Annotated in this window: 14 protein-coding genes; 11 read left to right on the top strand and 3 right to left on the bottom strand. The window is 42.4% G+C overall.

Features of this window, described 5'->3' with window-relative positions:
- The first annotated feature begins 102 nt into the window (after positions 1-102).
- The 10 genes from HPK16_RS06445 (at position 103) to mreB (ending at position 9,587) form a co-directional block, all read left to right on the top strand.
- Positions 103-1,152 (top strand): ribonucleotide-diphosphate reductase subunit beta, encoded by a 1,050-nt coding sequence (locus HPK16_RS06445; protein WP_181676187.1) that lies wholly within the window; start codon positions 103-105, stop codon positions 1,150-1,152.
- Positions 1,149-1,589 carry a flavodoxin gene (locus HPK16_RS06440; RefSeq protein WP_181676186.1) on the top strand — a complete coding sequence of 147 codons (441 nt, stop codon included), beginning with the start codon at positions 1,149-1,151 and terminating at the stop codon, positions 1,587-1,589. Before HPK16_RS06445 ends, HPK16_RS06440 begins: the two co-directional genes overlap by 4 nt.
- A complete protein-coding gene (locus HPK16_RS06435; protein WP_181676185.1) occupies positions 1,586-1,915 on the top strand; it encodes a thioredoxin family protein in 330 nt (109 codons plus the stop codon). Before HPK16_RS06440 ends, HPK16_RS06435 begins: the two co-directional genes overlap by 4 nt.
- Before the next feature lie 255 nt (positions 1,916-2,170).
- Positions 2,171-2,680: a hypothetical protein gene (locus HPK16_RS06430; protein WP_181676184.1), complete on the top strand. Its 510-nt coding sequence runs from the start codon at positions 2,171-2,173 to the stop codon at positions 2,678-2,680.
- 265 nt (positions 2,681-2,945) lie between these two features.
- The gene (locus tag HPK16_RS06425; protein WP_181676183.1) at positions 2,946-4,385 is read left to right on the top strand and encodes a PTS mannitol transporter subunit IIBC; all 1,440 of its coding nucleotides are present in this window, start codon (positions 2,946-2,948) and stop codon (positions 4,383-4,385) included.
- A 15-nt stretch (positions 4,386-4,400) separates the two neighbouring features.
- Positions 4,401-6,485 carry a BglG family transcription antiterminator gene (locus HPK16_RS06420; RefSeq protein WP_181676182.1) on the top strand — a complete coding sequence of 695 codons (2,085 nt, stop codon included), beginning with the start codon at positions 4,401-4,403 and terminating at the stop codon, positions 6,483-6,485.
- Between the two features lie 2 nt (positions 6,486-6,487).
- A complete protein-coding gene (locus tag HPK16_RS06415; protein WP_181676181.1) occupies positions 6,488-6,922 on the top strand; it encodes a PTS mannitol transporter subunit IIA in 435 nt (144 codons plus the stop codon).
- The gene (locus HPK16_RS06410; RefSeq protein WP_181676180.1) at positions 6,919-8,064 is read left to right on the top strand and encodes a mannitol-1-phosphate 5-dehydrogenase; all 1,146 of its coding nucleotides are present in this window, start codon (positions 6,919-6,921) and stop codon (positions 8,062-8,064) included. Before HPK16_RS06415 ends, HPK16_RS06410 begins: the two co-directional genes overlap by 4 nt.
- A gap of 46 nt (positions 8,065-8,110) precedes the next feature.
- Entirely contained in the window at positions 8,111-8,413 is a 303-nt protein-coding gene (locus tag HPK16_RS06405) for a nucleotide pyrophosphohydrolase (RefSeq protein WP_181676179.1), read from the top strand.
- A gap of 160 nt (positions 8,414-8,573) precedes the next feature.
- Positions 8,574-9,587 carry a rod shape-determining protein gene (gene mreB, locus HPK16_RS06400; protein WP_181676178.1) on the top strand — a complete coding sequence of 338 codons (1,014 nt, stop codon included), beginning with the start codon at positions 8,574-8,576 and terminating at the stop codon, positions 9,585-9,587.
- A gap of 83 nt (positions 9,588-9,670) precedes the next feature.
- Here the strand turns inward: mreB and HPK16_RS06395 are convergent, their stop codons facing one another.
- Complete coding sequence (locus tag HPK16_RS06395) at positions 9,671-10,132, bottom strand: GNAT family N-acetyltransferase (RefSeq protein WP_181676177.1); 462 nt, start codon at positions 10,130-10,132, stop codon at positions 9,671-9,673.
- A 41-nt stretch (positions 10,133-10,173) separates the two neighbouring features.
- Positions 10,174-10,353, bottom strand: a complete 180-nt coding sequence (locus tag HPK16_RS06390) for a hypothetical protein (RefSeq protein WP_181676176.1) — start codon at positions 10,351-10,353, stop codon at positions 10,174-10,176.
- 263 nt (positions 10,354-10,616) lie between these two features.
- Here HPK16_RS06390 and HPK16_RS06385 point away from each other — a divergent pair, with 263 nt between their 5' ends.
- A complete protein-coding gene (locus HPK16_RS06385; RefSeq protein WP_181676175.1) occupies positions 10,617-11,633 on the top strand; it encodes a PTS sugar transporter subunit IIC in 1,017 nt (338 codons plus the stop codon).
- A 911-nt stretch (positions 11,634-12,544) separates the two neighbouring features.
- Here HPK16_RS06385 and HPK16_RS06380 read toward each other — a convergent pair.
- The gene (locus tag HPK16_RS06380) at positions 12,545-13,018 is read right to left on the bottom strand and encodes a GNAT family N-acetyltransferase (RefSeq protein ID WP_181676174.1); all 474 of its coding nucleotides are present in this window, start codon (positions 13,016-13,018) and stop codon (positions 12,545-12,547) included.
- Between the last annotated feature and the right edge of the window lie 13 nt (positions 13,019-13,031).

The following is a 13,031-nucleotide window of genomic DNA, read 5'->3' as shown; positions in this document are numbered from 1 at the left end:
GGGCGAGGCAAACGCTTTCGCTCGATTTGTTTTATGCAGAATGTAGATGTTACGCAAATAACTTAAGTAATTTTACATAAACAATTTAGAGGAGGTTATTATATGACGGATCAAAAAGAAGAATTGCACCGTATTAAAATTTTGGAACCGTTGAGCCCGAATCGCTCGACTGCTATTATAAATGGGGACACGAGTGGGATTTTGAATTGGAATGATATTCCGTATCCATCGTTTTATCGTGCGTATAAAGAGTTATCGACGAATTATTGGATTCCTGATGAGGTCGATATGAAGAGTGACGCGAAGCAATATCCGCTACTTTCAGAAGAAGAGAAGTACGCTTTTGATGCGATTATCGGTTTGCTTGCGACATTGGATTCCCCGCAAACGAGGTTTATTTATAATGTCGCGGAATATATTACAGATCCAGCGGTACACGCGAATACTGCGATTATTGGGCAGCAAGAAGTGATTCATAATGAGAGTTATTCTTACGTGCTTGCTTCGATTACGAATTTGCAGGAGCAGAAACGTATTTTTGAATTGGCGCGGACGCATCCGACGATTGTGAAGCGGAACGAGCCAATCATGGAGTCGTATGATGATTTTATGACGAACAAGACGGGTGAGAATTTAGTTAAGGCGTTGATTCAGTCTTCTATATTGGAAGGTATTAATTTTTATAGTGGTTTTGCTTATTTTTATAACTTGGTCCGTCAAAATAAAATGACGGGAACTGGGAAAATTATTAGTTTTATTAATCGTGATGAATTGGCACATTCTAAGTTTATCTCAGAAGTTATTCGAGCGATTCTTGGTGAAAATCCGGAATTGCAAACAGATGAACTTGTGGAATATACACATGAGGCTTTCCGCCATGCTGTGGAACTTGAGACGATTTGGTCGGAGGAAGTATTGGACGGGATTGAAGGTATCGATGTATCGGAAATGGTGGATTACGTGAAATATCGTGCCAATAAGATGCTTGGTATGCTTGGGATTCCAGAACTTTATCCGGGTCACAGCGAGAACAAGATGTCGTGGATTAAGGCTTACGCAGATAACTTTACCGAAACGAAAACGGACTTTTTCGAAATGCGCAATAGTAGTTACAAAAAAACAAATGTCGACAACGGTTTTGACGATCTATGAGAATCCTCTTGGCGTATGATTCTCTGAGTGGTAATACAAAAATGGTGGCAGAGGAAGTGGAAGCGGAATGTACGAAGTCAGGGCATGATGTGACCTCGTTTCGTGTCCATCCCGGCGCCCAGTATCCACTCGAGACGGACTACGATTTGTTCATTTTAGGGGCTTGGACAGCTGATTTAGGTAGGACACCGCCAGATATGAAGGATTTTATCGCAGAATTGGGAATAAAACCGCCGCACGTCGCGATTTTTGGGACGGGTGAAACACAATGGAGTATGGCTTATTTTTGCGGGGCAGTCGATCGGATGGCTACGTATTTTGAATCGGATTATCCGAGGTTAAAAATCGAGCAAATGCCGAATAATGAACGGGACCACGAAGCGATCCGAAATTGGGTCGCGGAAGTATTGTCCATGAAAGAAGGGGTAGTAAAATGACAAGTATTGAAATTAAAACAATGGAAGAATTTGATCAACATGTTGCTGCAGGAGAGTTAGTTTACGTGGATTTTTGGAAAGATAACTGCCCGAACTGTAAGATGCTTGATCTTTCATTCCAAGAGTTTAAAAATTCATCAATGGCTGATAAGGTCAAAGTATTGAAAGTGAAATTAGAAGAAGTAGGGGAAGATTTCTTTTTCAATCGCAATATCCGTCAAACACCTACATTGGTGCTTTATAAAGGCGGCGAAGAGGTTTCGCGGTTGAATGGATTTATTCCGCCAGAGCATATTGAGGAAGCGGTTGTAGCACAAGAAGCATAATAGAGGATTAGAATGGGCACTCCGTTTGTTTTCGGGGTGTCTTTTTCTGTATGAGAACCACTCCAATTTTGTCCAAAGCTTGAGGACAAATACATATTTAGGTTATATTGCCTTTTAGTTAACGCTTACGCTAATATGTACATTAAGAGTAATAATAGAATGAAGTTAACTTAGAAGATGCGCATCTCTTTAATAAACTTGTTTTTAAATTACTCGATGTTTTATAAAAATAGTATGCAAATGGGGGTAAGGAAAATGAAAATAAACAAAAAAATTCAAATTTGCTGCACAGGGATAGCTCTGACCATGGGATTAACGGTATTGGCACCAGCTGCAGAAACATATGCAACTACTGTAACAAATGATGTATCTGCTGTCGAGAATGACTTCTATACAGAAAAAACATTAGCACTGTCACCAGTTACTGAAGAGTCGGTAGATGTTACTTATGCAATACAGGCTAGGGCTTCAAGGGTAACACTTGGATCATATATACTTTCGAAAGCTCAGACTAAGAGCTTGGCTTCATCTATGAAAACTGTGAGCGGGAGTGCACAGTTAAATGCTGTAATAGCAGTGCTAGGACCAGTATTTGGTGCAGGTGCGGCTGCGTACTCTGCAGCGACTATTCTATCTAGAAATGCTGTATTCAAAAAAGAAGTAGTATCCGCAGCAAAGCAGGGTAAGAGAGTAAAAGTAACAATTACTGATGGAATTCCACATACATCGTATTCAACTCAGGTAACATACAAAGTTGTTAAATAAAGTAAAAAGAAATCCTAGGTGCATGTTATATCATGTCTCTAGGATTTCTTTTTACTTGACTTCCTACCACTAGACTTCTCCAATCTTGTCCACCCCCTGAGGACAAATTCCAATTTTGATTGTATTGCTATGTTGGTACCGCTATCATACAATGGATATAAGAGCTAAGCCGATATGTGAAACTAAGATTTGGAAGGGCGCAATTCCATTAGTGGAACGGGCAGAGCAATTGCTTTGAAGCAGAATAAGAAAGGGGACATAAAAAATGGAGCAACAACAAGAAAAGTCTGGCTTCCGAGTGAAGGTTCAGCATTTTGGTAGTTTTTTAAGTGGTATGATTATGCCCAATATTGGGGCGTTTATTGCATGGGGACTTATTACGGCGTTATTTATTCCGACTGGTCGAATTCCAAATGCGGAATTTGCTAAACTTGTCGATCCAATGATTAAATATTTATTACCACTTCTGATTGCGTATACTGGGGGTAAATTGGTATATGAAACACGTGGTGGGGTCGTTGGTGCGGCTGTGACGATGGGGGCTATTGTGGGGACATCGATGCCAATGTTACTTGGTGCGATGATTTTAGGACCTCTTTCAGCTTGGTTGATTAAGCGATTTGATAAATTAATTGAAGGAAAAATAAAAGCTGGATTTGAAATGTTAGTTAATAATTTCTCGGCTGGTATTTTGGCAGGAACGTTAGCTATTATATCTTTAAAAACGATTGGGCCAGCACTGCAAACGGTGAATCAGGCAATGGCTTCAGGCGTTCAATTCTTAATTGATAATCATTTGTTGCCGCTTGTAAGTATATTTGTAGAGCCCGCGAAGGTATTATTCTTGAATAACGCGATTAATCAGGGTGTATTATCACCACTAGGTATTGATCAGGCTGTAAGTACGGGGAAATCTATTTTATTCTTAATTGAGACGAACCCAGGACCAGGGCTAGGAATTCTACTTGCTTATACGGTATTTGGTAAGGGGACGGCTAGACAAACGGCGCCAGGCGCGATTATTATTCAATTTTTAGGTGGGATTCATGAGATTTATTTCCCTTATGTTCTAATGAAACCGGCTTTATTACTAGGTGCGATTGCTGGTGGGATGACGGGGATTATCACGTTCAACTTGTTTGATGTTGGTTTGGTTGCAACGGCTTCACCAGGGAGTATTTTTGCGATACTTGCGTTAACACCTCAAGGAGACTATATCGGTATTATTGCGGGGATTCTATTTGCAACAATTGTCTCATTTGCTGTTTCTGCGGTTATCTTGAAAACTTCGAAGCAAACGGATGATGCAGAACTCAAGACAGCGGAGCAAAAAATGGCTACAATGAAAGGTAAGAAGGCGATGGTAGCCAGTGCGGTTGTTGGGACAACGGATGCGGAACTTGCAGCGGATGGGATTCCAGTTGGGACGAGAAAAATTATTTTTGCGTGTGATGCTGGTATGGGATCGAGTGCGATGGGCGCGTCGGTTTTGCGTAATAAGGTGAAGAAGGCGGGACTGGATATTGAGGTTGTGAATTTTGCAATTGCGCAGTTGCCTCCGGACGCTGATATTGTCGTGACGCATCAGGATTTGACGGCTCGTGCGACGGAAAAACTACCAAAGGCCTATCATATTTCGGTCGACAATTTCTTGAATAGTCATAAATATGATGAGCTGGTGGAGAATTTGGCTGACCAGAAATAACTGGGGGAATTTTAGATGTATATTTCGGCAAGGACGAGACTTATTTTGGAGCAGCTTTTAATGAGCCATGAACCTGTAGCAACGGCGGATTTGGCGGAATATATGGATGTGAGTGAGCGAACAATTAGGCGTGATTTGAAGGAAGTGGAGGCTGTTCTTGGGTCATATCAGTTGGCGCTGGAACGTAAGGATGCGAAGCTTTCGGTATTTGGAGCGGAGTCTAGTCGCCAAGCTTTCAAATGGCAATTGCTCGACCTTTCTTACAATGAATTCACACCGATGGAGCGGCAGCAGTTTATTTTAAAAACGTTATTGAAGGAAAATGAACCGGTGAAATTAATCGCGCTGGCAAATGACCTTAATGTGACGATATCGACGGTCAGCAGTGACTTGACGAAGCTAGAGGATGAGTTAACTGGACGTGCGGAGATTGAGCGTAAGCGTGGGTATGGCGTGAAATTGATTGCGGAGGAAGCGATAAAACGGGCGTTGCTTAGTGATTTAATCGCGACGACGGGCTCGAAGAATTCGCTGTTCCAATTGTTTCAGCAACAAAAGCAGGATGAAATCGAGACGCTGGCAGATGATCGTTTGTTGCATGTGATTGATAATGCGCTGATTCAAAAAGTGGAGGAGAATGTGCGGACGTGGCGCAAGGATTTGGCATATGAGATAACGGATGAGGCGTATTTGACGCTCGTCGTGCATATTTCGATTTCGGTGGAACGGATGATTAGCGGGAACTATTTGCAGGAAATGAAGCCCGAACAGGATTATTTTCGGAATTTTCCAGAATTTACTGTGGCGAAAGAATTATTGGCTGCTTGCTTGGATATGGAACCGTTTGTCGTGCCGGATGGCGAAGCGCTTTATGTGACGATGCATATTCGCGGGGCCAAGGCGCAGGATGAGTCGGGGATTTTCTCGGGCAATGAGAATGTGCAGGCAGTGACGATTGCAAAACGATTGATTTCAAAAGTGGAGGCGGAGCTGGGTAGTTCGTTTCAAGAGGCAGCGTTACTTAGCGGATTGACGGCACATTTACGACCGGCGTTACGTCGATTAGATCAGAATATGCGCATTCATAATCCATTGATTAAAACGATAAAACATGATTATCCGTCGCTTTTCCAAATTGTGCGGGTGGCGTTTCGTGAAATTTACCAGCAAGCGGATGTGCCGGATGAGGAAATTGGTTATTTGGTTTTACATTTTGGGGCGGCGTTATTGCAGAAAAGTGAGAGTCGTGTGTTTTCGGGATTGGTCGTTTGTTCGAGCGGAATCGGGACTTCGAAAATGTTGGCAACGCGCTTGAAACAGGCGTTACCACAGCTCAAGGATTTGCAGAATGTATCGTTGTTTGAGGTGCTGAATCATCGGAATACACGACATTTTGATGTGATTGTGTCGACGATTGATTTAGGAAAAGTGGATTTCGAGTATTTCTTGGTGAGTCCGATGTTGACGGATCGGGAAATTTCGCAAGTGGAGGTTTTTCTGAAGCAGAAGGAAATGTTTGTGCCGCAAAAGGCGCCGCGGGAGCAAGAAGAGGAGATGTCATTGCTTGAAGCGGTGCATCGTTTGGAAAGTCAGCAGGAGTATGTGAACACGGTTTTAGCGATTTTGAAAGGGTTTCAGGTCGTGAAGATGGAGGAGACGCAGCATAATTTGGAAGATACGTTGCGCGCGGTTTGTATGGCGATGTTTGAGCAGGAGCGGGATATCCAAGTGGAGATATTACTCCGATCGCTGTTGGAACGGGAGAAGTGGAGTGGTTTCGGGATTCCGGAGACAAGGCTTGCGTTGTTTCATGTCCGAAACGAGTTTGTGCATCAGCCGGTTTTTCAGATTTTCTCGTTGCAGGACGCGGTCGATGTACCGGCGATGGGTGGGGGAAATGTGGCGGCGACAACTTTACTCGTTTTGCTAGCACCGGAAAAATTGGCACCGCAGGGACTCGAAGTGATGAGTTTTATAAGTGCGATGGCGATTGAAAATGAGGAGACAACGCGATTGTTGGAATCGGGAAATGGTGCGGAGATCACGGCTTTTGTGATTAGTAGATTGAACCAATTTTTAGATGATATGAGGAGGAAATAGGGATGGTAGCATTGAATAGTCAGGATATTGCGTTGAAACAGGCGTTTAGCACGAAGGAAGAGGCGATTACGGCCGCGGGACAATTGTTGGTAGATCAGGGATACGTGGATGTGCCTTATATTGAGAAGATGAAAGAGCGTGACGCGATGACGACGACGTTTATCGGGAACATGGTGGCGATTCCGCACGGTACGGATGATTCGCGGGATATGATAAAAAATTCGGGAATCGTTATTTTGCAGGTGCCGGACGGTGTTTCGTTTGATGGCAATGAAGTGAAGGTTTTGATTGGCATTGCTGGTGCGGACGGGGAACATATGGATTTACTTAGCAGCATCGCGATTGTGTGTTCGGAGGAAGAAAATGTGGCGCAAATCGTTGCTGCAGAGTCGAAACAAGAGATTATGGACTTCTTTGAAGGGAGCGAAAGCGCATGATCGCCGTACATTTTGGTGCTGGTAATATCGGACGCGGTTTTATTGGACAGTTGCTACATGAGGCAAAATATCATGTGACGTTTGTTGATGTGAACAAGACGGTTGTGGACGCGTTGAACGAGAAAATGCAGTATAATGTGATTTTAGCGGATGATTCGCAGCAGGTGGATTTGATTACAGATGTGAGCGCCATTAATAGTCAGGAAAATCCGGAGCAGGTTATCGCGGCAATTTTGGAGACGGAGCTTGTAACGACTGCTGTTGGGCCAACGATTTTACCGTTTATTGCGAAGACGTTGGTGGTCGCGATTAAAGCAAGAATGGCGATTCAAAAACCATTGATTATTATGGCGTGCGAAAATATGATTGGTGCGTCTGCATCCCTCCAAGCCAGTGTTTATGCTGAGTTGACGGATGCTGAGAAAAAATATGCGGACGAATTCGTGTCATTCCCGAATGCTGCGGTGGATCGTATTGTACCAAATCAAACACATGATGACCCGCTAACCGTTCTGGTAGAGCCGTTCTATGAGTGGGTTGTTGAGGAAAGTGCGATTAAAGGTGCTGCGCCGGATGTACCAGGAATCACATATGTTGCTGATTTGACGCCTTACATTGAGCGTAAACTGTTCACGGTAAACACAGGTCATGCGGTAACGGCTTATATCGGTCATATGAAAAATATTGATTCGATCGAAGCGGCAATCCATAATGACAAAGTTTTATTTGCTGTTCGTAGCGCGCTTGAGGAAACTGGTGCACTGCTAGAAAAGAAATTCGACTTTGCTCATAAAGAACATCAAGCTTATATTGACAAAATTATTGAAAGATTCAAAAACCCTCACATTTCGGATTATGTATCACGCGTTGGTCGTTCGCCGATGCGTAAGTTAGGGCCAAATGATCGTTTTGTTCAGCCAGCACGTCAATTTGTCGAGGCTTTCAATGAAACACCAAAAGCGCTTGCGGATGCGATTGCTGCGGCTCTTCGTTTCAATGATCCAGACGATATAGAAGCTGTAGAATTACAAGCACTTGTTGCCGCTGTTGGACTTGAAAAAGCGATTGCGGATGTTACAGGAATCGAGAGTTATTCCAAACTATTTGAGAAAGTGAAGGACTCCTATTTAAAATTAGCTTGATGTCGTATGATATGATACACTCTTTTTAAAAGAGGGGGTAGCAATAATGGAGCAATTAAAGCAAACGGTACGTCAATTTGTCGAGGAACGTGGCTGGGAAGGTCAATATGACTTGCAGAAAGATTTGGCTTTATCCCTCACGCTTGAAGCGAGCGAATTACTCGAATGTTTCCAATGGAAGACGAGTGAAGAGGCTGTGAGTGCCAACCGCCCGGAAATTTTGGATGAATTGGCGGATGTCTTTATTTATGCGATTCAAATGGCCGATGCAATGGATGTCAATATTGTGACAATTGTGCAGGAAAAATTGGCTAAAAACGCAAGAAAATATCCGGCAAAGAGTATCTGACGCAAAAAGGTACTCTTTGTTGTTTTTTTTAACTTTTTTTTAGAAATGTTCACTACTTCGTCATGGATTATATTTTTTAGACCTGATATACTAGAAGAGGATAGCTATAAACGATAAGGCGAATCTGAAAATCAACATTTAGGAAAGTGGGAAAAGAAATATGGGGAAAGTTACAATTGGTATTGATATTGGCACGGCTAATATTAGTATCTACTCAGACATGGAGAAAATGATTTTTCATGAGCCTACAGTTTTAGCATATGATACGAAGAAAGATAGAGTTTTAGAAATTGGCCATGAAGCGAAAGAGTTGGCAGAGAAGACACCGGGTTCGATTGTTGTGCTTAGTCCTTTACAGGGCGGAATTATTGCCGATTTTGATATGACATTACGATTGATGAAGAAAGTGGAAAGCCGTGTTAGCGCGGTTACTGGAAAGCGTTTTAAGCAGATGGATTTGATTGTTTCGCTACTTCCTGGAGCAACTAATATTGAACGTCAGGCGATTGGGGACATCTTATTTTCACTGGGAGTCAAGTCGCTTTATTTTATAGAAGGATCGCTTGCCGCAACAATGGGCGCGGGTTTACCGTTCGAGAAGCCGATTGCAAACGTAATTGTAGACATCGGCGCCGGCAAAATTTCAACATCGCTCGTTTCCTATGGCGGCATTGTTACGAGTGCAACATTGCGCAAATCGGGTGACGAACTCGATCGTGATATTGCCCAGCTTGTACGCAATAAGTATAATGTTTTGATTGGCTTAGAGACGGCAGAACAGGTGAAATGGCAACTGCATTGTGATACCTCTTTGGAAGAGAAGTTGATCGAGATTGAGGGACGTGATCTAGTCACCGGTTTCCCGATTACGATTAAAGTCCCAGCTTCTGAATTCCAAGAAGAGATTGATGAATTTTTGAAGCGGATTTTGAGTGTCGTGCAATCGACATTGGAAACGAGTCCGCCCGAATTGAGTGGTAATATCCGGGCAAGTGGCGTGACGCTTACGGGTGGCGGTTCATTACTTGAAGGCTTATCAGACTGGTTGCATAATCAAATCATGGTGCCGGTTCATATGGCTCCAGCACCATTCGAGTCTGTGGCACTTGGAACGAGCATGGCAGGAGAACATTTAGATCGACTGATAAATATTGAAAAAGTAACTGCACGCTAAAAGCTAAAAATGCGATTTAAACATAAGAAAAACCGGAAGATCTTTATAGAATCTCTCGGTTTTTCTTTTTGATATGCAGTAGTCTATTTCTTCGTTTCTGTACTTCCATACATTGTGACTGATTCTGGATTACTACTGAATCCATGTTTGCGATAAAAATAATCAGATGGATAGCCAATCTCAGTGTCCAGTGCGATATTTGGGATATCTTTTTGCGCTAAATCAGCTTTAACAAAATCCAAAAATGCACTACCAATACCTTTGTTTTGGCAGAAACTAGCAATATAAAAGGAATCTAAATGATACTGAACGCCACGAAACCAAGGGCGAATGAAACCGAGTGATGCCGCAATAACCGCGTCCTCCCCATCCAGCGCAAGGTACCCCTCGAATGTGTTCATAGCGAGTAAGCGATCAAAATATAGCTTTATCTCTGCATATGTCAATTCGTCATTCCACGGTTCGTTCGTAAAAACATCGATATATAGCGCAATACCCTCCTCAAGATACTGATTATCCCAAACAATAAAACGTGTATTAGTCACGGTCAAGCCTCCACATAATCAAAATTTGGTGATGCGATAAACTATCTATATGAATAAGAACGATTATTTTTTCTCTTGGAACGAATCATGAATAGGATGCCTAGCACGAAGAGAACAATGGATATGAGACACACGATAAAGCCAATGATTCCAACGATGCTAAATGATATACCAACGCCGACGATGCCTAAAATAAGTAGGATCAAACCGATAAGTTTCATTCAAAAACTCCTTTCTGTATGAGGGTATATCATCTATTATACCGAAAAAAGTGAGAAATATTAAGTGACTTTTGGCATGAAATGAAAAATTTAATCTACTAAACAAAATATTGAACTTTAGCGGATTTTCAGTTGTAAATAACGATTTTAATGTTGTTATATGCGATTTATCTTTATTTTTGTTTAGTAGGTAAAACTTTCTTTGCTTTCACACTATATTCTCGGTAAGATGGAAAGGATTAAACGAGAAAAGGGGATAAGGCATGAAGGATTATATTGTGGACCGCTCTTATAAGGCGTCTATGGGGATAGCGAATGCGGTTTTAGTAACACTTGGTATGGGTTTATTATTACAGACGATTGGGCAGATGGTCGGATTTACGTGGTTAACGGAAATTGGGGCTGTTGGAAAGTTATTATTGATTCCTGGGCTTGGCGTGGGAATTGCGATATGTCTTGGTGCGAATACGCTAGTTGTGATTAGTGCGGCTGCGGCATCTGTCATTGGTGGGGGCGCGATACTGGCGCTTGAAAATGGTGGATTTTCGATTGTTGGCGGTGAACCGATTGGCGCGATTTTAGCGGTTATTGTTGCGGTTTGGGTTGGAAAACGGGTGACTGGGAAAACGAATTTTGATATGATTTTAATTCCTGCTGCGGCACTACTATCAGGGGGGATTAGCGGATTGCTCTTTTCGAAGATTATGGCGCCTGTTTTGACGTCGGTGAGTGGTGGGATAACATCGCTTGTGGACGGTTCACCGATTCTTTCGTCGATGGTGATCGCGCTCGTGTTCGCAATTTTGATTCTGAGTCCGGCTTCATCGGCGGCGCTTGCGATTGCTTTACAGTTGGACCCGACGGCGAGTGCTGCGGCCTTGATAGGCTGTTCGGTACAATTTGTTTCTTTTGCGGTGCTGGGATTCCGGGATAATAATTGGGGCGCGTTTTTTGCACAATTGATCTGTACGCCAAAATTGCAGACGCCAAACATTATTAAACGGCCGGCGGTGATGATTGTGCCACTTATTTCGGCGGTTATTGCGAGTCCAATCGGCGTCCTCGTCTTTCATTTGCAAGCATCGGCAGAGGTTGCGGGACTTGGTTTATGCGCCTTTGTTGCACCGCTTTTCTTGATTGCGAATTACGGTTGGTTATCTTTTGGCGCATTTTTAATTGTCGCGGTTGTGATACCAGCAGCGATTGCACTTGTGGCTAGGCCGTTCTTGTTGCGATCGTCTTGGTTGCGGAGTGGGGATTTGCGAGTCGAATTAGAATAACAAAAAAAGAGGATGAAGTAGGAAATGACCTGTTGTTAAAGGGTCAAAACCTATTCATCCTCTTTCCTCGTGATGTGCCGGAATTTGCCTGAGTAATTGGTTTAAATAAATCGGAATACGATAGAATATCTAAAAATAGTTGGTAGATAGAATTGGAAAATCCAGATATTTACTAGACAACTTTGGACTAGTAGATATGACTACCATATAACTAAGTTTAGAATTCAATGGTTGAATACGAAACTTTTTCGCGAGCTATATTAAAAAGTGAGGTAAAACAATATTTAATATAGTTGGAGCGACGTATCGAGATTCCGCATTCCTTGCCTTAACGAGTGGATAAAACTCTTGACGCGACCTTTTCATTTACCGTGGCCTTCCTCAAGCTCCCGCAAGACTGACCAATTACTTAAAAACTTCCTTCACCAGACGATATCCGACTATAGCAAAGTTATGGTAACTCCATCCATATATCTATATGCACTAAAAGTGAGACAAAACATATAGACTCTCTCGCACGATATTCATTAGAAACAAATATCGCTTTCGTTAACGAGAATAGGGAGATAGGAGAAACGTATAACTTGTGCAAACAATAATCGTTGGATAATCGAATTTCTTACTACGTTTCAAACATCCATCTTAAATACGGGCTGCTCCGACAATGTCATTGGTTAACTTACTAAACTGACCTTTGGCTCGTGTGGCTAATTTGTCCTTTTCACCTATAAGCTTGTTCTTCAGTCTGTGCGATTCTGTCATCCAATCACCCTCTATCGCTATTGATACTATACATTAGCCGCTTTTCGCAAAGTTGAAACATAAATAGTAAAAAATGATACATTGGATATATGCCAAAATAAGGATGGGTGGAAAAACGAGCTAATTTTAATGGCCAAAAGTAATCGAAATTAGAGGAAAACCGCCATAAAAATGTCATCTACATACTTGCCATCGATTATAAATTCATTGTGAAGTTGGCCTTCTTTTTGGAAACCATGTTTCGTATAAAATTGGATGGCTTTTTCATTTGTTGATAGGACGCGTAAGGAGATTTTCTTCTTGTTTTCAGCCTTGGCGATGCGGTATAGCTCTTCCATGAGGGCAGAGCCGACACCGTGTTTTTGGAAATTGGGATGTACTGCAATATCGAGCGTCCAAACGTGTTCGTTACTTTTTAGTGGGATCGGTGAGTGGTAGCCTAGAATACCTGCGATTTGTCCATCGATTTCGGCAACTACTTTGGAGCCAGGTGGATTTTTTAGCAGGTATTCGGCGTCTGTATTGTAATGAATTTCGCCGGGTGTTGTTCCAGCGGTCCAGACAAGATGCTCGAGTTCAATCATTCCCGCAGCATCTTCTTGGATTGATTTTCGGATTAACATGATAAAACCTCTT

The sequence above is a fragment of the Paenilisteria rustica genome, from assembly GCF_013820765.1.
GTDB lineage: Bacteria > Bacillota > Bacilli > Lactobacillales > Listeriaceae > Listeria_A > Listeria_A rustica.
This window is presented reverse-complemented; position numbering and strand designations above follow the sequence as displayed.

What these genes read in the sequence shown, in the direction of transcription:
- HPK16_RS06380 (WP_181676174.1), bottom strand. Translation starts at nt 13,018, where the DNA reads ATGTTAATCCGAAAATCAATCCAAGAAGATGCTGCGGGAATGATTGAA.
- HPK16_RS06415 (WP_181676181.1), top strand. Translation starts at nt 6,488, where the DNA reads ATGGTAGCATTGAATAGTCAGGATATTGCGTTGAAACAGGCGTTTAGC.
- HPK16_RS06425 (WP_181676183.1), top strand. Translation starts at nt 2,946, where the DNA reads ATGGAGCAACAACAAGAAAAGTCTGGCTTCCGAGTGAAGGTTCAGCAT.
- HPK16_RS06435 (WP_181676185.1), top strand. Translation starts at nt 1,586, where the DNA reads ATGACAAGTATTGAAATTAAAACAATGGAAGAATTTGATCAACATGTT.
- HPK16_RS06385 (WP_181676175.1), top strand. Translation starts at nt 10,617, where the DNA reads ATGAAGGATTATATTGTGGACCGCTCTTATAAGGCGTCTATGGGGATA.
- mreB (WP_181676178.1), top strand. Translation starts at nt 8,574, where the DNA reads ATGGGGAAAGTTACAATTGGTATTGATATTGGCACGGCTAATATTAGT.
- HPK16_RS06430 (WP_181676184.1), top strand. Translation starts at nt 2,171, where the DNA reads ATGAAAATAAACAAAAAAATTCAAATTTGCTGCACAGGGATAGCTCTG.
- HPK16_RS06405 (WP_181676179.1), top strand. Translation starts at nt 8,111, where the DNA reads ATGGAGCAATTAAAGCAAACGGTACGTCAATTTGTCGAGGAACGTGGC.
- HPK16_RS06390 (WP_181676176.1), bottom strand. Translation starts at nt 10,353, where the DNA reads ATGAAACTTATCGGTTTGATCCTACTTATTTTAGGCATCGTCGGCGTT.
- HPK16_RS06445 (WP_181676187.1), top strand. Translation starts at nt 103, where the DNA reads ATGACGGATCAAAAAGAAGAATTGCACCGTATTAAAATTTTGGAACCG.
- HPK16_RS06410 (WP_181676180.1), top strand. Translation starts at nt 6,919, where the DNA reads ATGATCGCCGTACATTTTGGTGCTGGTAATATCGGACGCGGTTTTATT.
- HPK16_RS06440 (WP_181676186.1), top strand. Translation starts at nt 1,149, where the DNA reads ATGAGAATCCTCTTGGCGTATGATTCTCTGAGTGGTAATACAAAAATG.
- HPK16_RS06420 (WP_181676182.1), top strand. Translation starts at nt 4,401, where the DNA reads ATGTATATTTCGGCAAGGACGAGACTTATTTTGGAGCAGCTTTTAATG.